At 34.9% G+C, this 23247-nt stretch carries 15 protein-coding genes; 14 read left to right on the top strand and 1 reads right to left on the bottom strand.

Annotated elements, in window-relative coordinates:
- The first annotated feature begins 44 nt into the window (after nt 1-44).
- From AAFU52_RS11940 to AAFU52_RS11905, 8 genes are all read left to right on the top strand, one after another.
- The gene (locus tag AAFU52_RS11940; RefSeq protein WP_438426530.1) at nt 45-1082 is read left to right on the top strand and encodes a hypothetical protein; all 1038 of its coding nucleotides are present in this window, start codon (nt 45-47) and stop codon (nt 1080-1082) included.
- Between the two features lie 149 nt (nt 1083-1231).
- Nucleotides 1232-3226, top strand: a complete 1995-nt coding sequence (locus tag AAFU52_RS11935; RefSeq protein ID WP_438426529.1) for a PKD domain-containing protein — start codon at nt 1232-1234, stop codon at nt 3224-3226.
- Nucleotides 3207-5819 (top strand): CHAT domain-containing protein, encoded by a 2613-nt coding sequence (locus AAFU52_RS11930; RefSeq protein ID WP_438426528.1) that lies wholly within the window; start codon nt 3207-3209, stop codon nt 5817-5819. Before AAFU52_RS11935 ends, AAFU52_RS11930 begins: the two co-directional genes overlap by 20 nt.
- A complete protein-coding gene (locus tag AAFU52_RS11925; protein WP_438426527.1) occupies nt 5816-6253 on the top strand; it encodes a retropepsin-like aspartic protease in 438 nt (145 codons plus the stop codon). Before AAFU52_RS11930 ends, AAFU52_RS11925 begins: the two co-directional genes overlap by 4 nt.
- Before the next feature lie 472 nt (nt 6254-6725).
- Nucleotides 6726-7319 (top strand): phage tail protein, encoded by a 594-nt coding sequence (locus AAFU52_RS11920; protein WP_438426526.1) that lies wholly within the window; start codon nt 6726-6728, stop codon nt 7317-7319.
- An 83-nt stretch (nt 7320-7402) separates the two neighbouring features.
- A complete protein-coding gene (locus AAFU52_RS11915; RefSeq protein ID WP_438426525.1) occupies nt 7403-8566 on the top strand; it encodes an ABC transporter substrate-binding protein in 1164 nt (387 codons plus the stop codon).
- Nucleotides 8567-8644: 78 nt separating this feature from the next.
- The gene (locus AAFU52_RS11910) at nt 8645-13597 is read left to right on the top strand and encodes an Ig-like domain-containing protein (RefSeq protein WP_438426524.1); all 4953 of its coding nucleotides are present in this window, start codon (nt 8645-8647) and stop codon (nt 13595-13597) included.
- Nucleotides 13598-13667: 70 nt separating this feature from the next.
- Nucleotides 13668-14543: a PorP/SprF family type IX secretion system membrane protein gene (locus AAFU52_RS11905; RefSeq protein ID WP_438426523.1), complete on the top strand. Its 876-nt coding sequence runs from the start codon at nt 13668-13670 to the stop codon at nt 14541-14543.
- 109 nt (nt 14544-14652) lie between these two features.
- Here the strand turns inward: AAFU52_RS11905 and AAFU52_RS11900 are convergent, their stop codons facing one another.
- On the bottom strand, nt 14653-15906 hold the full coding sequence (locus AAFU52_RS11900) for an ABC transporter permease (RefSeq protein ID WP_024772402.1): 1254 nt from the start codon (nt 15904-15906) through the stop codon (nt 14653-14655).
- A 151-nt stretch (nt 15907-16057) separates the two neighbouring features.
- On the opposite strand from AAFU52_RS11900, the gene purH reads away from it, so the two are divergent.
- The 6 genes from purH to rodA all read left to right on the top strand — a co-directional run bounded on the left by purH (nt 16058) and on the right by rodA (nt 23237).
- On the top strand, nt 16058-17590 hold the full coding sequence (purH, locus tag AAFU52_RS11895; RefSeq protein WP_024772403.1) for a bifunctional phosphoribosylaminoimidazolecarboxamide formyltransferase/IMP cyclohydrolase: 1533 nt from the start codon (nt 16058-16060) through the stop codon (nt 17588-17590).
- Between the two features lie 43 nt (nt 17591-17633).
- The gene (locus tag AAFU52_RS11890; protein WP_024772404.1) at nt 17634-18662 is read left to right on the top strand and encodes a rod shape-determining protein; all 1029 of its coding nucleotides are present in this window, start codon (nt 17634-17636) and stop codon (nt 18660-18662) included.
- Between the two features lie 131 nt (nt 18663-18793).
- The gene (gene mreC, locus AAFU52_RS11885; protein ID WP_024772405.1) at nt 18794-19606 is read left to right on the top strand and encodes a rod shape-determining protein MreC; all 813 of its coding nucleotides are present in this window, start codon (nt 18794-18796) and stop codon (nt 19604-19606) included.
- Between the two features lie 3 nt (nt 19607-19609).
- Nucleotides 19610-20116 (top strand): rod shape-determining protein MreD, encoded by a 507-nt coding sequence (gene mreD / locus AAFU52_RS11880; RefSeq protein WP_438426522.1) that lies wholly within the window; start codon nt 19610-19612, stop codon nt 20114-20116.
- Nucleotides 20113-21984, top strand: coding sequence for a penicillin-binding protein 2 (gene mrdA, locus AAFU52_RS11875; RefSeq protein ID WP_438426521.1), 1872 nt, complete (start codon nt 20113-20115; stop codon nt 21982-21984). Before mreD ends, mrdA begins: the two co-directional genes overlap by 4 nt.
- Complete coding sequence (rodA, locus tag AAFU52_RS11870; protein ID WP_438426520.1) at nt 21984-23237, top strand: rod shape-determining protein RodA; 1254 nt, start codon at nt 21984-21986, stop codon at nt 23235-23237. Before mrdA ends, rodA begins: the two co-directional genes overlap by 1 nt.
- The last annotated feature ends 10 nt before the right edge of the window (nt 23238-23247 follow it).

The following is a 23247-nucleotide window of genomic DNA, read 5'->3' as shown; positions in this document are numbered from 1 at the left end:
AAAGCTATTGATCTGATGGTGTAAACAACAAAATTTCGAAAATTATGAGAACATCAAATAGAACGATTGCAGTACCGAAGAATAGTAGGAATGCAAAAAAAGCAATGATGAATTTTTTACTTTTAAGTATAACTATTCTTTTATTAGGAAGCTGTAAAAATGATGACAATGATATTAGTATCGAAAAAATCATAGGTGGAATAGAGTTACAAAAAGCAATTAAAGACAACCGTGAAGGAGCAATGCAGACTTTTGCAATGAACGCTGAATCCGGAGGATATATGTACGGAGAAGAAGGTACGCAGCTACATTTTCTTCCTAATAGTTTTTTAGATCAAAATGGCGATCCCGTTAGCGGAAGTGTTACTATTGAATTAATAGAAATCTATGATAAAGCCAAAATGCTACTAACCAAAATGCCAACCAATGGTAAACGTCCAAATGGTAATGTTGAAACTTTAAAATCTGCTGGAGAATTTTTTATAAATGCAAAACAAAATGGAAATCAACTGCAACTTGCAAGTGGATTTGATATTTTTTCGCCAAATGAAGATTTTGATCCTGAAATGAGGCTGTTTAAAGCTGAAGAAAATGGTTGCGACAGCGATGTAATAGACTGCGATGTTGTTTGGGAAGAAAATGAGGAAGGGGGTATTGATCTTGGTCAAGGAGAAGGACCTAACGGAACAGGAGTAAATGGATATTCTGGTTTCATTAATAATTTTGGGTGGACCAATATCGATCGTTGGTATAATGACCCAAGGCCAAAAACTGTTATTTATGTAGATGTTCCTGAAGGATACGACAATACGAATTGTAATGTATATGTGTCTTATGATGGTGAACCAACCGCATTAGCACTATTGGATATTTATAATGAAGAAACCGAATTATTCTCTGAGCATTACGGGCAAATTCCTATCGGATTAGAAGTACATTTCATATTTGTATCTGTTCAGGATGGTGCGTATACATATGCAATCCAGGGTGCAACCATTGTCGAAGATCACATAGAGATGATTGGATCTACGACCACAGGTACTGAAGCCGAATTAATAGCATTAATAAATGGGTTACCATAAATCAAAAATCATACTGGAATATGTAAATTAGTTAGCGGGGGTTACGGCAAATTCCAGTATATATTCCGGGAGGTAATCTCCCGGAATATTTTTATCAGTATTTCTAATTTAACTTTTTACTTATCTTTAGTAACTACTAACAACAAATCATGAGGGGCTACATCATCTTATACTGTACAGTATTATTTCCATTTCTGTGTTTTGGACAAATACTTACAAATGATACCATACCAAGAATTGCACCTATATCCTATGAAATTAATGGGAACCAAGTAATCTACGGAGCAGAGATGCCTCCTCTAAATCAAATTGCCGGTGCTCCAAAAGCTTTTTACACCTACTATTGGGAATTTGGTGATGGTAATTATAGCTTTAAAGAAAAACCTGCTCATCGGTATAAATCTCCAGGAACATACGAAGCCAAACTTTGGGCTACTAATAATTATGATAACGGGAAACCACCAGCAAGTAGACCCAAATCAATAACCGTAAGTGATGTATCCGACGAGGCTTCTGTAGACTCTAACTCTCCCTTTATTGAAGATCATGATTTAATTCTAAAACGAAACCGTGAGCCTATCCCAGATCAGGAAATGGTATTTATAACAGGTTATAAGAATACCAATAACTATATTTCTAGTGGTAAATTGTACTTATTTTATAATGATAATCAATTCAAAAATGATAATTTTATTCTAGAAGACACCCGATTGCACCATGGGGAAAAGATTATTCCGCTACCTATTATTTCTGAAACGCTCTCTCAAAACGATAACCATACTTTATTAGCCTCTGCAACTCATACCATTCTACAAAATAGAACATTATTTGTTCAGGACACTACCAAAAGAAAAAACCTTCCACTTACTCTAGAAGAATCCAAATCATTATATCGCAATTATCAAGTTATAGCATTTAATGATATGCAACCTGGTGAAGAACGAAACATTTTCAGAACCTTAAAAACAACACCTGAAATGATCAAAGATACCAGTGCCATTGTTACACTAAGAAGTATCTATGTACCTGATGAAAATTTTGACAACCATACCGTGAAGGATACAGAAATGGAAATTGTTACTTCTCATGATCCAAATAAAATGTCTTCTAATGGTTGGCTAATGAACTACCGTTTAGTACGATTTAAACGTCTCAAATTTAAAGTACGTTTTCAAAATAATGGAGAAGGTCCTGCCAATACTATAAAACTAGCAGTAGACACTCCAGAAATCTTTGACAAATCTACATTACGAATTGACGGTATGTATCCCGAGTGCCCTATTTGTCCTAAAGAAAGAGAAGTTAATTATAGTTGTCTTGATACTATCTTGAAAAAAGACAAGATCATTTTTCAGTTTAACCGAATTTACCTCCCCGGAAGCCAACAAAAGAATGTAACCGAAATAGATTCGACCAAAGGATTTGTAAAGTATTCTATGAAATTTGGCAAAGACTTTCATAAAAAAAAGACCAAAAGCCGTACTGCAATATATTTTGATAAAAACGAACCTATCATCACCAACTATGCAACTACCCGATTTATGCCTGGTATTTCTATTGGTGCAAAAGCAGGATATATTGTGGTTCCCGAACTCAATAACCAAAAAGAATACTTTGTAGGAGCAACATTATCTCCTTTTAAATCTTACAGAGGGTATTATCAAGCCGAGATAATGGCATCTGCATCTTCTTATGATGAACTACGAAACTTCGAAACTACATCTATAGATGCAAATGGTACCGAGAGCTTAATTCAGTTCTCTGAAGCCAATACATTTAATAACATTTCTATTTATGCTGTTCCCGGATCATTTCGCTATAATTTCAACAACTTTTTTGCCATGGGAGCGGGTATTCAATTAAAAATGGATATTACCAGCAAAAATGATCAGGAAACCACAGGAGAAGGTTTTACGATTATTAGAAATAATGGCCCAACTCCCCCAGAAATTATTCGAAACCCTGATCTTGATGTTGCAGAAACACAAGAAATAAAAGATGACTTTACAAATATACAGACCGGTGTTTTTGTTGGAATTAATTTGGGGGCTGTAAGAATAGGACCAAGCTTGGGAGTTAGATATGTTCATAATTTTGATAGCCCAAACTCTCAAATTCAATTCTATGGAATTTGGAAGTTTTAGAACATTTCTATGCATCTCTGCTCTGTCCCTATGGTTGGGTAATCCAATAATACAGGCACAACAAAAAACAAAAACCTCAGCGTTTTTATATGATCAATTAGATCACTTTATACAAAAACCTTCGAATTCTGAAGCGCTAAGGTTAAGCAAAATTATTGCTTCAAAAAAAAATCAGCTTCATACAAAAGCAGATCAATTAGCTTGGGTAATCGTAAATTGTAATCTGGGGTATTATCACAATCAATTTAACCATAAACCAACGGCCATTTTACATTATGAAACTGCCTGGAAAACATATTATGAAAAAGGACTGATCGATTATGATATAATCGAAAATTGCCTACAACCACTTGGTAACATCTATACAGAAGTTGGGGATTTACCAAAAGCTGAGACCACAATAAAAAACTATTTATATTTAGCTGAACAATCTGAGAATACTTCAAAAATTATTTCGGGGATAACTAATCTTTCTATCGTATATCATAATCAAGGAAATTATCCAAAAGCTCTCGAAATACTTAAACAAGGTTTAGATATTGACCCGAAAAACATCAATTTACTAACAAACACAGCCACAAATTATCTGGATTCTGGTGACTATAACAAAGCAAAAACTTTTGCAGATAAAGTAATCGCCATAGATGCAAATCAAATAAACGCTTATCAGATTCTTGCAGCCGCTGCTTTAGAGAAAAAAGATTTTAAAAATGCTAAGGATTATATTGTACAGGCCAAGTCTCAATTACTCAAAAACAAAAACACATCGGCCAGAACTACCGTTAAATGGCAATTGGCATATATCGATATTTTATTATCCAAATCAGAATTTGGAGAAATTCAAAAAAACCTGAAAGAAATATATGCCTCTCTCCTACCGGGATATTCAGCAAATACTGATTTACCATCTAAAGAACACCTTATTGCAGATAGGCTTCTGCTAAAGGCTTTAGACATTCAAGCCTATATTTATCAACAAACAAAGAAGCCTCTTCTAGCTATAACCGCCTTTGATTTAGCCTTTGAAGTAAACTCTAAACTAAATGTTTTATACCCGCTTCAGGACACTAGGATCATTCAACATGGTCAAAACAGAAACAGAACAGAGACCTATATTGATATTCTTTTTACCATTTACAAATCCAAAAAAGAGGAAAAATATAGTATCCAGGCATTTCGGGCAGCCGAGCATTCTAAAGCTCCTTTTGTAAACCAAGCTTTAATATCAAAAAAAATACTATCTCAATACAAAAGCGATTCTGTAGTCTCAAATAAAAACCGACTTAATACTGAATTAATATCGTATGAAACTCTAATTTTAAAAGAAAAGCTAAAAGGGGAAGATGCCAGTATTGCTCAAATTCAAAAATGGACTACTGCCCATGACACTACATCTATTGCTCTTAAAAAGGTTCTCAAAAAACTTCAGTACACATATCCCAAATTACTTCAGTATCAAAAAAGCATTTCTATCCCTTCTCTTCAGAAAAAATTAAAAAAAGATCATACTACTTTGATTGAATATTTTTACGGAAATCGAAACGTATATCAATTTGTAATCACCCAAGATTCTTTTGAGATCAAAAAAATAGAAAATCCTGTTTATTTAAAAAGCATCGTCAAAAAGTACATTCATTATTTCGACAATGCTTCAGTGATTACCCGTGATATAAACGAATTCACAAAAAGTGCTGCCGAGCTTTTTAACGTATTAAAAATTCCCAGGCAACCTAAAAGGTTATTAATCATTCCCGATGGTCTTCTCTCTTTTATTCCTTTTGAAACCTTATTACTAAAAGACACTACCTCTATGAATTTTAGCAAAATGTCTTTCTTATTAAGATCCACCGAAATAAGTTATGAGATTTCGGCTAGTAAATATTTAAGATCTAATCCTAAAAATCTTCAGGGAAAAACAGTTCTGGGTGTATTCCCTGTTTTTGAAAATACCGAAACAGAGCTCTCATTTTCAAAAAACGAAAGCAAATCTATACAGCAATACTTTAGTGGTGATTTTATAGAAAAAGAACAAGCAACTTATCTAAGGTTTATTAAACTGGCAAAAGAACATGATATTATTCATTTGTCTACGCATGCCGAGTCTGGAAATTTTTCCAGACCAGCCTCTATACAATTTAGAGATCAGAACATTCTGGTTAATCAACTATATGGAACACAACTTAATGCTAACCTGGTAGTTCTAAGTGCCTGCGAAACCGGTGTTGGCAGATTAGCAAAAGGAGAAGGCCCTATTAGTATTGGCAGAGGTTTTCATTATGCAGGAGTAGAAAATATACTCTTTTCACTATGGAAAGTAAATGACAAAACTACTGCTACAGTAATGAAAAACTTTTACAAAAACCTTAATCATTCTATTCCTAAAGCAAAAGCGATACATCATGCCAAGCTAGACTATTTGGATACGGAAGGTATTTCTAATGTTCAAAAATCACCTTATTATTGGGCTGCATTTGTATATTATGGCGAGGTTGAACAGTCTTATTCTCTAAACTACCTTTGGTATAGAATAAGTATTGTTTTATTTATTTTAATTATACTACTTTTACCCAAGTTTCTTCAAAATAAAGCATGAGTACACTTCGAAAATTTTTAAACCAAAAAGAATATCACAGAATCAAATTAGTTTTTACAAAGACAAATCATTTTGAAGTTAAAGCAGTATTAAATGGTATAGAAGGTAATTTTATTGTTGATACTGGTGCTTCTAATTCTTGTGTTGGGTTTGAAGCTGTAGATAAGTTTTCTCTTTTTGCCCAGGATAGCGATGTAAAAGCTGCTGGAGCAGGTGCTACTGATATGCTAACACAACTTTCTCAAAAAAATGCTATACAAATTGGAAGCTGGTCGAGAAAAAGAATATCTCTTGTTTTATTTGATCTTAATCATGTAAATGCAGCATTAATAGCTCATCATGCAGAGCCTGTAGACGGTATTATTGGAGCTGATATCCTTAAAAGAGGAAAAGCAATTATTGACTACGAAAAAAAATGTCTGTATTTGAAATAAGTATAATTATCCAATAGTGTATATAGCGTATAGATTAAAAAAAACAGTTTAAAATTAAGATTTGTTATTATTTTTTAACTAAATTTAAGTTATAATTGATTTTCTAATCAATGGTACGGATTCTGCCATTATACAAATGTTTCCTTCAGTAGTTATTACATCCAACATCTTAGTATACAAAACTTATACTTTGATATTCTAAATTGTAAATACGCTCACTAATTACCTAATTACCCCTAAACAAACTTTATAGCAAAAAGATCTATATCTAAGAATGTTTTGAGCCACCCCTATTATTGCAAATTTCAGGCAATCATTTTCGAGCTGTTTCAAGCTAATACATTTGTCAAAATCAAGTAGTTATACGTATTGACTAGTTTTTAACTTTCTGTTTTCTTTGAGAAGGCAGAAGACCAAAAACAAGGCTGTCGTATTATATTTTAATGAATCTTTAACTTAAAAAATTAAAATTATGGAATTTTATCTTTCGCAGATTGTGTACTGGGCTTGCAATTTTGCCCCCAGAACTTGGGCATTTTGTTCTGGTACTTTATTAGCTATATCCAGCAATACAGCACTATTTTCATTATTAGGAACCACTTTTGGTGGGGATGGTCGTACAACTTTTGGTTTACCAGATTTAAGAGGACGAGCTCCTATTGGTTTTGGTAACGGGCCTGGCTTGTCTGATTATCGTTTAGGAGCAAAAGGAGGCGTAGAAGTTGTTACTTTAAACATATTACAAATACCTTCACACAATCATTCAGTTACCGCCTCAGAACTAAACATAGCAGTAGATATAAAAGCTAATAGTGGTCAGGCAGATATACATACGCCTGGTAATGGTTCATCATTAGCAGCTCCATATGATAGTAATAATCTAGCCGAAGTAATGGGTTTTAATTCATCAACTCCCGATGTAAGTTTGGCTGGAGCAAGTGCAGCAATTTCAGGATCCATGAGTACTGGTATGACAGGAGGAAGCCAATTTCATGAAAACAGAATGCCATTCTTGACATTGAATCCTTGCATTTGCATACAAGGTCTTTTCCCATCTAGAAACTAAATATTAATACCTATAAGATATATATAAACTAAGTATGTTGTCTGAAAGAGTAATTCAGACAACATACTCCATCTTCAAAAATTATGACTCCAATCAAAATTGGTTTTTTAACACCATATTCAAGCATTTATCCTAATTTTTTCCCACACCTTGCCACTGGTTTTTATCTTGGTCTGGGTCAGAAACCAGGAAGAAGATCAGATATCGAGCTCATTCCAGAATTTGCAGGTTCAGGAGGAATATCCTCAGTTATTGAAGCCACAAAGAAATTACTCAATTTTAGTAATGTTGACATGGTTTCAGGAATGATTAGTTACCGCTCTCTTCCTAATTTGGTTCAACTTATCGATAACAGAAAAGATGTCTTGGGGTTCTTTTTTGATATGGGAGAAATGTTACCAAGTTTTGATTACCACAGCCCAAATGTATTTTTTAATTCTCATCAGCTATATCAAAGTCAATATGCATTAGGGTATTGGGCACAAAAAGAATATCAACAACCAGGGTTGATTATTACACCTATATACAATTCTGGATATCACTTACACACCTCTTTTCAAGCTGGTATTAGTGCTGCGGGAGGCAATACGGTTTTACAATCCGTTAATCCATACAATACAAATAACCCACATCACCTTAATATTGAATTGATCTTTGATAAAATAAGAAAAGAAGCTCCCGCATATGTACATGCTTTGTTTGTCGGACCACAAGGAAATGAATTTTTAAACATTTGGAAATCAAAACCATGGACAAAAGACATTCCTTTATTAGTAGCAGAAAACATGTTGTATCCAGACATGTTGGACGACGTAAAACACCTAGAATTAAACCTTTATGGTGCCATGTTATGGAATCCAGAAGCAGAACATAAAATCAATAAACAATTCGTGAAAAAATTTAAACAAAATACTGGCCAACCTCCTAATCTTTATGCATTACAAGGATATGAAACCGGGCTTTTATTTAAAGAACTACTGAGGCCACTTAAAAAAAGGCAGTGGGATGTTGTAAAAGAAAAACTGCAAAAAATGAGTATTGAAAGTCCACGGGGCATTAAAAATTTCTGTTCTAAAGAAGGTTTTATAACCCCGGATATTGATATTGTGAAAGTAAAAACCAATACTTCTGGAATCTATAATACGATCATAGATATTGGTAAAAAAATGAATGCAAATAATCCTATTACCAATCATATCGTAGGAGAACTGGATTCTGGTTGGGTGAATCCATATTTATGTATATAAAACTTAATTTAAAATAAATCAAAAAATACTTAGCAAAAAAAAGGAAAATTTGAATACACCTCTTAAAACCTTTATCCAATGAAAAAAATTACACTTTTATCTATGATGATCCTTAGCTCTTTTGGTATCGCTATGGAGTCCTCTATAGATAGCAAAAAACCATGTATCTCTTCAGAAGGAGATCCTTATATTATAGATTTCGTTTCTGGTATATTTTCGAAATTAAAGTTAGAATGTGAGACTATAGATGCTTACAAAATTGCAGAAGCTGTAAATGAGTTTGATATACTTGCTCCTACGCAGCCAACAACTCCGGGTACTGCCGTGACTTTTTCTGGGAGCAATCAAATGCTAGAACCCTCGATTGTAGCTTTAAGCACTACCAAATTTGTTGTAGCATACAGATCTTCTGCTGCCGGTATTCCGGGAGAAGCGGTTGTAGGAACACTCTCTGGGAATTCTATTACCTTTGGGAGTAGTACTCAATTTGCCGCAACTGTAGGAGGAACACATACTGCTATTTCGGCAATTAGTGCCACACAGTTTATCGTTGCCTTTGAAGATGAACGTGGAGCTTCTGACGTGGGAGAAATGAGAATAGGTACAGTATCAGGTAGCTCTATTTCTTTTGGCAGTTCATTTGATTTTGCATCTGGAGATGTTGATGCAATAGAGATGGAAGCTTTATCCTCAACAAATCATATCGTGGTCTATAGAGATGTTGAAGATAGCAATAACGGAAAGGCAAAGGTGATCACGGTTAGCGGGGCAACACTTTCTTTTGGAGCTGCGTCAACTTTTTTAACAGCCCCAACAATCTGGACAGGTCTTGATGAATTATCATCCAGTACTTTTGTAGTCGCTTATCAAACAAGTACCACTGGTGCTGAAGGAGGAGCTGTTATAGGATCTGTATCAGGTACAACCATAACCTTTGGTAGTGCAAATGTTTTTGAAACTAATTGTGTACAAGTAGATGTCGTTGCAATTTCACCGACCAAATTTGTTGTGGCTTATGATGATAATGATGATGGAAATGGCTATGTACAGGTAGGGTCTGTTAGTGGAACAACAATAACAGGATACGGGACACGTCAACAATTAATCACCGCTGTCAATGCAATACGACTAGCCCCATCTGTTACTGATAAATTTATTGCAATGTATATTCCGGCTAGTGGTACTGATCCAACATATGCAAGAGAAGGAGAGGTTACAGGGACTGATATCACATTAAGTGCTCAAACTACCATTCATAGCGGTAATAGTGATAATCAGGCTATGGAAGTAATAGAAATTGATGATGGAAAACATATCTATATCTATCAAGATGAATCTAACAGTAGTATTGGTACAGCTATTTATGGTGAAGCTTCAGTATCTGCACCAGATACCGATCCTCCTGTAGTGACAAGTATTTCTTTGGTAGGTACTCCAGCTATCAATGCCGCTTCGATACAATATACAGTTTCATTTGATGAAAATGCTAATAATATTTCTACAGATGACTTTTCTCTAACTACTACCTCAGGAACAGCTTCAGGAACAATATCCAGTGTAAATACTTCATCAGGAACTAGTGTTACCGTAACTATAAATACAATTACTGGCACAGGAGGTATTCGTCTGGATCTAAATGGATCTACCAACATTGCAGATGATTTAGCCAATTCTGGACCAGCTGCATTTAATACAGGAGATATACATACAGTGGATCGAGATGCTCCAACGGGATATTCAGTCGCAATAAATCAGAGTCCTATCAATGCGGGGAATGACAATGCAGTAAGCTATACATTTTCTTCTGCTGAAGCTGGCGCTACATATAATTATACATTTAGTACTTCTGGCGGAGCAGGAACAGTAACCGGATCGGGAACAGTAGCTTCTGCAGGAGCAACTATTTCAGGAATCGACTTGACTGGATTAGCCGACGGAACCATTACATTAAGTGTAACACTCACAGATGTAAATGGAAATACAGGAAGTGCTGCAACAGATACCGAAACCAAAGAAACTGTGGCCCCAACGGGATATTCGGTTGTAATAAACCAAAGTCCTATCAATGCGGGGAATGATAATGCAGTAAGCTATACATTTAGCAGTGCAGAAGTTGGTGCTACATACAATTATACCTTTAGTACTTCTGGCGGAGCTGGAACAGTAACCGGATCAGGAACTGTAGCTTCTGCAGGAGCAACTATTTCAGGAATCGACCTGACTGGATTAGCCGACGGAACCATTACATTAAGTGTAACACTCACAGATGTAAATGGAAATACAGGAAGTGCTGCAACAGATACCGAAACCAAAGAAACTGTGCCCCCAACGGGATATTCGGCCGTAATAAACCAAAGTCCTATCAATGCGGGGAATGACAATGCAGTAAGCTATACATTTTCTTCTGCAGAAGTTGGTGCTACATACAATTATACATTTAGTACTTCTGGTGGAGCAGGAACAGTGACCGGATCGGGAACAGTAGCTTCTGCAGGAGCAACTATTTCTGGCATAGACCTGACTGGGTTAGCCGACGGAACCATTACATTAAGCGTAACGCTGACAGATGTAAATGGAAATACAGGAAGTGCTGCAACAGATACCGAAACCAAAGAAACTGTGGCCCCAACGGGATATTCGGTTGCAATAAATCAGAGCCCTATCAATGCAGGGAATGATAATGCAGTAAGCTATACATTTAGCAGTGCAGAAGTTGGTGCTACATACAATTATACATTTAGTACTTCTGGTGGAGCAGGAACAGTGACCGGATCGGGAACAGCAGCTTCTGCAGGAGCAACTATTTCAGGAATCGACTTGACTGGATTAGCCGACGGAACCATTACATTAAGCGTAACGCTGACAGATGTAAATGGAAATACAGGAAGTGCTGCAACAGATACCGAAACCAAAGAAACCGTTACTCCAACGGGGTATTCGGTTGTAATAAATCAGAGTCCTATCAATGCAGGGAATGACAATGCAGTAAGCTATACATTTTCTTCTGCTGAAGTTGGTGCTACATACAATTATACATTTAGTACTTCTGGTGGAGCAGGAACAGTGACCGGATCGGGAACTGTAGCTTCTGCAGGAGCAACTATTTTAGGAATCGACTTGACCGGACTAGCAGATGGTACCATTACATTAAGTGTTACGCTTACCGATACAAACGGCAATACTGGAAGTGCTGCAACAGATACTGAAACAAAAGAAACTGTGGCTCCAACCGGATATTCGGTAGTAATAGATCAGAGTCCAATCAGTGATCTTAATGACAATGCAGTAAGCTACACATTTAGTAGTGCAGAAGTTGGTGCTACTTATAACTATACCTTTAGTACTTCAGGAGGAGCAGGAACAGTAACCGGATCGGGAACTGTAGCTTCTGCAGGAGCAACTATTTCCGGCATAGATCTTAGTGGTTTAACAGACGGTACAATAACATTAAGCGTAACACTTACTGATACAAACGGCAATACAGGAAGTGCTGCAACAGATACTGAAATCAAAGATGTTGGAGCACCAACAGGGTATTCGGTTGTAATAGATCAGAACCCTATCAATAATAGTAATCAAGGAGCAGTAAGTTATACATTTAGCAGTGCAGAAGTAGGCGCTACATACAATTATACATTTAGTACTTCGGGAGGAGCAGGAACAGTAACCGGATCTGGAACTGTGGCTTCTGCCGGAGCAATTATTTCTGGCATAGACCTTAGTAGTTTAACAGACGGTACAATAACATTAAGCGTAACGCTTACCGATACAAATGGCAATACAGGAAGTGCAGCAACAGATACAGAAACCAAAGAAACTGTTGCCCCAACTGGATATTCGGTAGTAATAGATCAAAGTCCAATCAGTGATCTTAATGACAACGCAGTAAGCTACACATTTAGTAGTGCAGAAGTAGGTGCTACCTATAATTATACTTTTAGCAGTTCTGGTGGAGGAACTAATGTAACCGGATCTGGAACCGTGGCTTCTACAGGAGCAACTATTTCTGGCATAGACCTTAGTAGCTTAACAGACGGCACAATAACATTAAGCGTAACGCTTACCGATGTAAATGGAAATATAGGAAGTGCTGCAACAGATACTGAAATCAAAGATATTGGAGTACCAACAGGGTATTCGGTTGTAATAAATCAGAACTCTATCAATAATGATAATCAAGGAGCAGTAAGTTATACATTTAGCAGTGCAGAAGTAGGTGCTACCTATAATTATACTTTTAGCAGTTCTGGCGGAGGAACTAATGTAACAGGATCTGGAACCGTAGCTTCTGCAGGGCAAACCATATCAGGAATCGACCTAAGCACACTAGACGATGGAACTATTACACTTAGTATAACACTCACCGATACAAACGGAAATACTGGTAGCGCTGCTACAGATACAAAAATTAAAGATACAGTGGCTCCAACAGCAACAATAACCATTAGTGACACAACTCTAACAACTGGAGAAACAGCAATATTAACCGTGATCTTTTCTGAGATTGTTACTGGATTTAACAATACAGATTTAACAATACCTAATGGAACTCTTACTTCTGTAACTTCTATTGATGGAAACATCACTTTCGCCGCTACCTATACACCAATTGCAGGAATAATCGAAAACGTAAATATCATTACATTGGATAATACCGGGATAACAGATGATGCGGGTAATACAGGAATAGGAACTACAGATTCTGCAAACTTTACTATTAACACTCAGGAGCCTATTCTCGCGACCACCTTAACATTTAATAAAGGATTTTCTCCTAATGGAGATGGGATAAATGACACCTGGGTAATAGACGGGATTGAAGATTTCCCTAATCACTACATCCAGATATTTAGTAGATCAGGCAATAAAGTATTTGATGCTAAAGGTTATCAAAATAACTGGGATGGGGTCTCCAATGGCGGTTTAGTGGTTGGAAATGGCAAGTTACCTGTCGGTGCATATTATTATATCATTGAAACAGGCAGTAAAGAAGTACAACCCCTTATCGGATGGATCTATATAAACTATTAAGATCTATAGTTTCAAAAATGAAGAGTTCAACTGTTATTATTTCCATCAAAATCAACAAAAAAAGAGTAAAATGAAGTATTTAAAATATATAGTTTTTGCTATTATCATATCATTCATAGGTAACGCCCAGCAAGATCCACATTTTAGTATGTATAGATACAATATGAATGTAATTACTCCTGCCTATGCAGGTACTAACGGTAGTCTAGAAGCATTATTTGCAGTAAGGAGTCAATGGGCCGGAGTTAAGGATGGGCCAGAAACCCTTAACTTTAATATAAACTCTCCGGCAGGTAAAAATGTCGGTATTGGATTAACCGCTGTAAGTGATAAGGTTTTTGTATTGGATGAAACACATCTTTATGCTGACTTCTCATATAAAATAAAAATTACTGAAGACTTAAATCTATATTCAGGAGTTAAAGTCGGAGGGTCTTTCTTAAAAATAAACCTTAATGAAGTGGGAATTGAAGACGACCCATTATTTACCCAAAATGTAAGTACATTCAACCCCAATGTAGGTGTGGGGTTTTATTTAAAAGCTAAGAAATATTACATATCACTTTCTGCACCTGGGCTCTTATCTAATGATAGATATGAAAAAGAAGGTTTAAACCCTGTTTCAGCCAGCGATGATTTGCAAGTATTTTTGGGTGGAGGATATGATTTTGATCTTAGTAATGATTTTAAGTTACGCCCCTCTGTACTAGGTAAAATCGTAAACAATGCTCCTATATCTTTGGATCTTACAACTTCAATAGTATATAAAGAGCGAATAGAACTAGGAGCAAATTATCGTTTAGATGAGAGTATAACTGCATTTTTTACAGCTAGCTTTTTAGAAAACATATTAAGTATTGGATATGCATATGAACATGTTACATCGGATATAAACACTTATAACAATGGAACTCATGAAGTAATTTTAAAATTTAAGCTAAAGTAACCAGGAAAACATAAATATTAATACTGAACTAATTTAAGCGACTTCTTTATTCAAAAGCCATGTCAACATTTTAGTTTTAATTAGCATAACTAAAGCAATTAGGATAAGATTACATCCCTGTTCTGATTGCTTCTACAGGATCTAATTTTGAAGCTGACAATGCAGGTAAAATTCCTGCAATCAGACCTATTATTGTAGAGGAGAACATTCCCCAAAACATATTAGAACTAGAAAGTATAAACTTAAAATCGCCTGTAAACTGTGAGGCAAATATTGAAATTAACCAAACCAATAAAAGTCCAATTAATCCACCAAAAATTGCAAGAATAATTGCTTCGAAGAGAAACTGAAATAATATAAATCTTTTTTTAGCTCCTAATGCTTTTTGTATACCTATTAGATTTGTTCGTTCTTTAACGCTTACAAACATGATATTAGCAATTCCAAAACCTCCTACCAGAAGTGAAAACATACCAATAAAACCTCCAATAGTAGACATTGTACCTGTTATATTATCTATAAAATCTGTAAACCCTTGTAATTGATTTACAAAAAAGTTATTACCCTCATCCGGTTTTAATCCTCGATATGCTCTTACTTTTTGTTTTAAGGCTGCTACAAATTCAGGTACATCAATCCCAGATTCTGGCTTAATGATAATAGCAGGAAAAGACGATTTATTATTATCTCCATAAATCCTTCTAACCAGATTAACAGGAAGAATAACTGCTGTATCTTTACTATCTCCAAAGAGGCCTGCTCCTTCTTTTTGAAGCACCCCTATTACGGTAAGTTTTCTTCCGTATAAACGTACTTTTTTCCCAATGGGATCACTAGATCCAAACAGGCTATTGGCTATCTCATCCCCTATGACGATTACGGGAGCACCTGCTACAGATTCTTGTTCGTTATAAAATCTTCCTTTTACGACCTGTAATTCTTCAATATCATAATAATCATTGGTAACTGGTGCAATTTCTACATTACTTACACTATTATCTTCATACTTAATCGTTTCAGGAGCTACATTCAAAATAAAACTAGCTGCTTTAAGATCAGGCATCGATCTATTAATATATTGATACTCCTCAAAAGTTACATCAGGAAATTGTTCTCGTTTCCATTGTGGTATATCAGAAGGGCCAAAAGAAAAACGCATAAGATAAATTGTACTATTATCCAGAGAGCTTATACTTCCTTTAATTTCTTGTTTTAATGAGTCTACCGCAGCGAGAACTCCTATAATCGAAAAAATCCCGATCGTAACACCTAACAGCGAAAGAAATGTACGCAACTTATTATTTCTAAGTGCATTAATAGCAAAATTAAAGCTTTCTTTAAGTACTCTAAGATAGATTAGCATGCTCTATTTTTTGGACTGGATTTTAGATTATTTAAATATAGGACGTTTTCCTTATATTTTTGTTACAATTTATTGAAAACAATTACACATAATTGATTGTCTAATTGGGTACTAAATTGCTATTTTTGCGTTTTACTAACTAAATTTTCTCATGAGCAACACAAAAACTGCTAAATCTGCACTAATTTCTGTATTCAGTAAAGACGGATTAGCACCTATCGTAAAAAAATTAGACGAACTTGATATTACAATTTATTCTACTGGTGGGACCGAAAAATTTATTAAAGATTTAGGTATTGATGTTATCCCTGTTGAAGATGTAACATCTTACCCTTCAATCTTAGGTGGAAGAGTTAAAACATTGCACCCAAAAGTTTTTGGAGGAATCTTAAATCGTCAAAATAACGATAGTGATGTTGCAGAGCTTGAACAATATGAGATCCCACAAATTGATATTGTTATTGTAGATCTATATCCTTTTGAAAAAACAGTAGCTTCTGGAGCTTCTGAACAAGATATTATTGAGAAAATAGATATTGGAGGGATTTCTTTGATTAGAGCAGCAGCCAAAAACTTTACCGATGTAACTTGTGTAGCTTCGGTTGATGATTATGCAGAGTTTTTACAAGTTATTTCTGAAGGAAACGGAACTATTTCTTTGGCAGACCGTAAACGTTTTGCTGCCAAAGCTTTTAACGTATCTTCTCACTATGATTCTGCAATTTTTAATTATTTCAATAGTGATCATGAAATTGCTTCTCTTAAAATAAGTGAAACCAAAGGTAAGGTATTACGTTATGGTGAAAATCCGCATCAAAAAGGATTTTTCTTTGGAGATTTTGATACCATGTTTGACAAATTACATGGTAAAGAACTATCTTACAACAACCTTCTTGATGTTGACGCAGCAGTAAACCTGATGAGTGAATTTAAAGGAGAGTCACCAACATTTGCAATTTTAAAACATAACAATGCATGTGGTTTAGCACAAAGAGAAACTGTTCTTCAGTCCTATGTTGATGCATTGGCTGGTGATCCTGTTTCAGCATTTGGAGGTATATTAATTAGTAATAACGAAATTGATACAGCGACTGCCGACGAAATTCATAAGTTATTTTGCGAAGTGGTTATTGCTCCTTCTTTTAGTAATGAAGCTTTAGAAATACTAAAAGGAAAGAAAAACAGAATTATTTTAGTACAAAAAGATATTGATTTACCAAAAACACAAGTACGTACTTGTTTAAATGGTGCATTGGTTCAGGATAAAGATCTTAAAACGGATGCCAAAACAGATTTGGAGACCGTAACTAAGGTAGCGCCTACATCAGAGCAAATAGAAGATCTTTTATTTGCATCAAAAATCTGTAAACACACCAAATCAAATACTATAGTATTTACTAAAGGAAAACAATTATTAGCAAGTGGAACAGGACAAACCTCTAGAGTAGATGCATTAAAGCAATCTGTAGAGAAAGCAAAGGCATTTAATTTTGATCTTAATGGAGCGGTTATGGCTAGTGATGCTTTTTTTCCTTTTCCAGATTGTGTAGAAATTGCAGACAACGCAGGTATTAAAGCTGTGATCCAACCAGGAGGTTCTATCAAGGATCAATTGAGCATTGATTACTGTGATCAAAACGGAATTGCAATGGTTATGACCGGAACACGCCATTTTAAACATTAATTTTATTACATTTACTGAATTTTAACCCCTTTTTTTGACTTTTATGGGATTTTTTGACTTCTTTACCGAAGAGATTGCAATAGATTTAGGTACCGCTAACACATTAGTGATCCACAATGACAAAGTAGTAGTGGATAGTCCCTCTATTGTAGCCAGAGATATTATGACTGGTAAAATTATTGCAGCCGGAAAGGAGGCTGCCATGATGCAAGGAAAAACCCATGAGAATATAAAAACTATTCGCCCACTTAAGGATGGGGTAATTGCTGATTTTGATGCCAGTGAAAAAATGATAAGTATGTTTATCAAAGATATCCCGGCATTGAAGAAAAAAATATTTGCACCTGCTTTACGTATGGTGATATGTATTCCTTCAGGAATTACCGAAGTTGAAATGCGAGCAGTAAAAGAAAGTGCAGAACGTGTAAACGGAAAAGAAGTATACCTTATCCATGAACCTATGGCAGCTGCAATTGGTATTGGTGTTGATATTATGCAACCTAAGGGAAATATGATTGTGGATATAGGTGGAGGTACTACAGAAATTGCAGTTATTGCATTAGGAGGAATTGTATGTGATAAATCGGTAAAAATTGCAGGAGACGTATTTACCAATGATATTATATATTACATGCGTACACAACATAACTTATATGTTGGAGAACGTACTGCTGAGAAAATAAAAATACAAATTGGTGCTGCCACAGAAGATTTAGAATTACCACCTGAAGAAATGAATGTTCAAGGTCGTGATCTACTTACAGGAAAACCTAAACAGGTTCAGATTTCTTATAGAGAAATGGCTAAAGCACTTGATAAATCTATTCTACGTATCGAAGATGCAGTAATGGAAACCTTATCGCAAACTCCTCCAGAACTTGCTGCAGATATTTATAATACCGGTATATATCTTGCAGGGGGAGGTTCTATGCTCCGTGGGTTAGATAAGCGTTTATCACAAAAAACAGATTTACCAGTTTATATTGCAGAAGACCCGTTAAGAGCAGTTGTAAGAGGTACAGGAATTACACTAAAAAACCTAAACAGGTATAAGAGTGTATTGATAAAATAATGTTTTGAAAAAAACATTCCTGAAATATACCTAAATTTCTGATTTTACGTTATCCTGCTTTAATACTTGCTAAGTAAGACTTAGCCCAAAACATAGAACGTTTAACTAAAGAAGTCATCATACTCTAAATCATGCAGCAGATTATTAATTTTTTAATTAAGAATAAACGTTTTCTGCTATTTCTTCTGCTATTATGTATAGCACTGATTTTCACCATACAATCACATTCATACCATAGAAGTAAATTTGTTAGTTCTACTAATTTCTTAAGCGGAGAATTATATAGTTGGCAACACTCTGTGAGTGATTATTTTGGTTTAAAAGAGGAAAACCAACGATTATTAGATGAGAATGAAAAACTTCGTAATCAATTAAGTGCTCTGGGGGCAGATTCTATTGCTACAAAATATTTAGACACACTATCATTTGATAAACCTTATACTTTTACTAAAGCCAGAGTAATTAAAAACGATTATAGCAAAATTGATAACTACATCTTGATTAATAAAGGTGAAAAAGATAGTATTGTACCCGACATGGGTGTTATAACAGATAAAGGTATTATAGGGATTATAGAGAATACTTCAAAAAATTATAGTAGAGTGATTTCTATCCTTAATAGTAATTCTCGAATTAATGCTGGATTAAAAAAGTCCAACCAGTATGGTTCTTTAATCTGGAATGGAAAAGACCCAAACATTGTTCAGTTAGAAACTATTCCGAGACAAGCAATTCTTAAAGAAGGAGATACTATTATAACACATGGTCGTTCAACCATTTTCCCTAGAGGAATAGGAATAGGAACAATTGCGAATTATAAATTAAATCAAAATAAAAGCTACTATTTAATAGATGTCAAATTATTTAACGACATGAGTGATATCGGTTTTATTTATGCTATAAAAAGTAGAGATATTGAAGAAATTAAAAGCTTAGAAAATTAGATCATGAACAGGGATACTTTACTACATATTGTTAGATTCATTGTTTTGGTTTTAATCCAGGTATTTATCTTAAACCATATTAACTTTTTAGGATATCTAAACCCTTATATCTATATCATTTTTATTCTTCTGGCCCCCATTAATATTAATAAAGGCCTTTTTCTCGTAGTAAGTTTTATGTTAGGGCTGATCATAGATATATTTGGTGATTCTGGAGGCGTACATGCCGCCGCCTGTACCGTTATTGCATTTTTTCGTCCAGTAGCATTACGGTCGGTATTCGGACTTAGTTATGAGTTTCAAACTGTAAAACTAAGCAATGTTGGATTTGGTGAGCGTTTTGCTTATGTAATCTTAATGGTTTTAACACATCATATTGTACTTTTCTCGTTAGAAATTTTTAACTTCTCTCACATACTATTAATCATCAAAAAAACGTTATTTTCTAGTTTATTTACAATAGTGATTACCATGTTGGTTTTAGTATTGTTTAGAAGAAATGATTCATGAGAAAGTTACTACTCTACCTAATAATTATTACTACTGGTATTGTCTTTGTTGCAAGGCTATTTTATTTGCAGATATACAATACTTCTTTTGCTTCGTTATCAGAAGATAATGCGATTAAAGTAATTTACGACTATCCCCAAAGAGGTGCTATTTATGATCGAAATGGAAGGCTGTTGGTTACCAATCAACCTTCATATGATGTTATGGTTATTCCCAGGGAATTAAAACCTTTTGATACTTTAGAATTTTGTTCTATTCTTAATATCAGTAAAGATAAACTTATAAAAAGGCTCAAAAAAGCCAGAATCTATTCTCCAAGAGTCCCCTCTATTGTTATACCACAATTGACTAAAGATGAGTATGCATATCTTCAGGAGAAAATGAGGAAATTTGAAGGTTTTTATATTCAAAAACGTTCATTAAGGGATTATCAAACTGTTAATGCTGCAAACGTATTAGGGTATATTGGTGAGGTCAACGAAAGGTTAATAAAAGAAGATACTTATTACCTCTCTGGAGACCTTATTGGTATTGATGGTGTAGAAAAACAATATGAAAATGAACTTAGAGGTATCAAAGGAGTAAAACGAATTCAGAAAGATCGATTTAACAGAGACATAGGCCCATATAAAAATGGAAAATTTGACACCCTTCCTGTAAATGGAAAAGATCTTACCTTAACCCTAGACTCAAAACTACAAGCATATGGGCAAAAACTAATGGAAAATAAACGAGGAGGCATTGTAGCGCTAGAACCCTCGACAGGAGAAATTTTAGCGCTAATAACCGCACCTACTTACAAACCAGAGTTATTAGTAGGACGAAAAAGATCTCCGAACTTCACCAAATTAGTTTATGACACTATAGCGATACCACTTTTTGACAGAGGTTTAAAAGCAGAATACCCTCCGGGATCACCCTTTAAAACTGTTAATGCATTAATAGCATTACAGGAAGGGGTAATCGATACTCAGGAAAGTATTTCTTGTAGAATGGGGTATTATTACGGAAAAAATGGAAGGAAACTTGGTTGTCATTCTCATAGAAGTCCATTAAATATGATTCCAGGTATAGCGAATTCTTGTAACGCATATTTCGCAACAGTATATCGAAGAATTATTGAGAAATATGATACTCCTCAAGAAGGAATGGAAACCTGGAGGAAACATGTTGAAAGTTTTGGTTTAGGAAATTATTTGGGTTATGATTTACCAACCGGAAAAAGAGGAAAAGTGCCAACCGCAAAATATTACAATAAAATTTATCAATACCCAACTTATAAATGGTATGCATCAGCGACATTATCTAATGCTATCGGACAAGGAGAAGTACTTTCTACTCCTATACAATTAGCAAATATGACCGCAGCAATTGCAAATAGAGGACATTATTTTACTCCTCATATTATAAAAGCAATAGATACCAAACCTATAGAAAATGAAAACTATACTATTCCTAAGATTACAACTATTAACAAAGAACATTTCGAGCCTGTAATAGAAGGAATGTATCAAGTATACACCCAAGGTACTGCAAGATCCCTGCAAGTTAAAGGGATTGAGATTTGTGGAAAAACAGGAACAGCAGAAAATTTTGCTAAAATTGATGGTAAAAAAACACAGCTTACCGACCACTCTGTGTTTATAGCATTTGCGCCAAAAGATAATCCCAAAATAGCAATTGCTGTATTTGTCGAAAATGGATATTGGGGTGCTCGTTATGCCGGAAAAATTGCTTCGCTAATGATAGAACAACATATAAACGGAGTCATCTCTAGAACAGATTTAGAAGATTGGATTCTTACACATAGCCTCGAAGAAGAATATGCCAAACCCTATAGTGGCGAACCTTTTAAAATTAATCAATAATGGCAAGATCCAGTGTGGCAGCAATAGATTGGATAACGGTCTTATTATTTTTATTACTCGTTGGTTTTGGATGGGTAAACATATATTCTGCTTCTTCTGAGAATGAAGCTTTCTCATTAACAGATTTCTCACAGGCATATGTTAGACAGGCCTATTGGATTCTATTCAGTATCGTATTGATTATTATTACTCAGGCAATAGAAGCAAAATTTTATGAACGCTTTGCAGGATTGATTTATGTAATATCACTACTATCGTTATTAGGTCTTTTTGTATTTGGAAAAAATATAAACGGTGCAACATCCTGGTATCAGATTGGACCTGCCGGACTACAACCTTCAGAGTTTGCCAAAGCATGTACTGCGTTAGCTCTGGCTAAATTCTTAAGTGATATGCAAACCAATATAAAAATTCTTGGCTATCAGGTTAGAGCTTTTTTAATTATTGCAATACCAGCCATATTTATTATACCCCAACCCGACCCGGGGAGTGCATTGGTTTATGCTGCTTTTTTCTTTCCATTGTACAGAGAAGGCCTGGCCACTATATATCTAATTGTTGGAGCTTCTGCTGCAGGACTATTTATCCTCACATTGCTTTTTAATCCAATATGGGTAGTTCTGGCGGTTGCAGCTATTATGCTTTTTATACTCATTAGAAATAGAAAACGAAAACCAAAATACTCAAGATATCTTCTTACTATTATTGTAGTAGCTGGATTCTGTTTTTCGGTTAATTATATCTTTAACCATGTATTCGAACAAAGGCATAGAGATAGGTTTAATATTGTTTTAGGTAAAGAAGTAGATTCTAAAGGTATAGGCTATAATACCAATCAAAGTCAGATTGCTATTGGTAGTGGTGGTTGGATTGGTAAAGGATTTAAAGAAGGAACACAAACCAAAGGAGGCTTTGTTCCAGAACAACGTACTGATTACATATTTAGTACTGTTGGTGAAGAATGGGGCTTTCTAGGTGCAACTATGATTATAGCTCTATTTGTTTTATTATTAATTCGGCTTATTCACCTAGCCGAAAGGCAAAAATCTCAATTTAGTCGTGTATATGGATACAGTGTTGTCGGCATCTTATTTATTCATTTTACAATAAATATAGGTATGGTAACAGGATTAATGCCAACCATTGGAATTCCTCTGCCTTTTTTTAGCTACGGGGGTTCAAGTTTATGGGGGTTTACAATTTTACTCTTCATTTTTATTAAGCTAGATTCAAATCGAGTAAATGAGTGGTAAAGTCCAAAAA

The organism is Aquimarina macrocephali, from assembly GCF_051627225.1.
GTDB classification, from domain to species: Bacteria; Bacteroidota; Bacteroidia; order Flavobacteriales; family Flavobacteriaceae; genus Aquimarina; species Aquimarina macrocephali.
The sequence above is the reverse complement of the archived record's forward strand: the minus strand, read 5'-3'. Positions and strand labels throughout refer to the sequence as shown.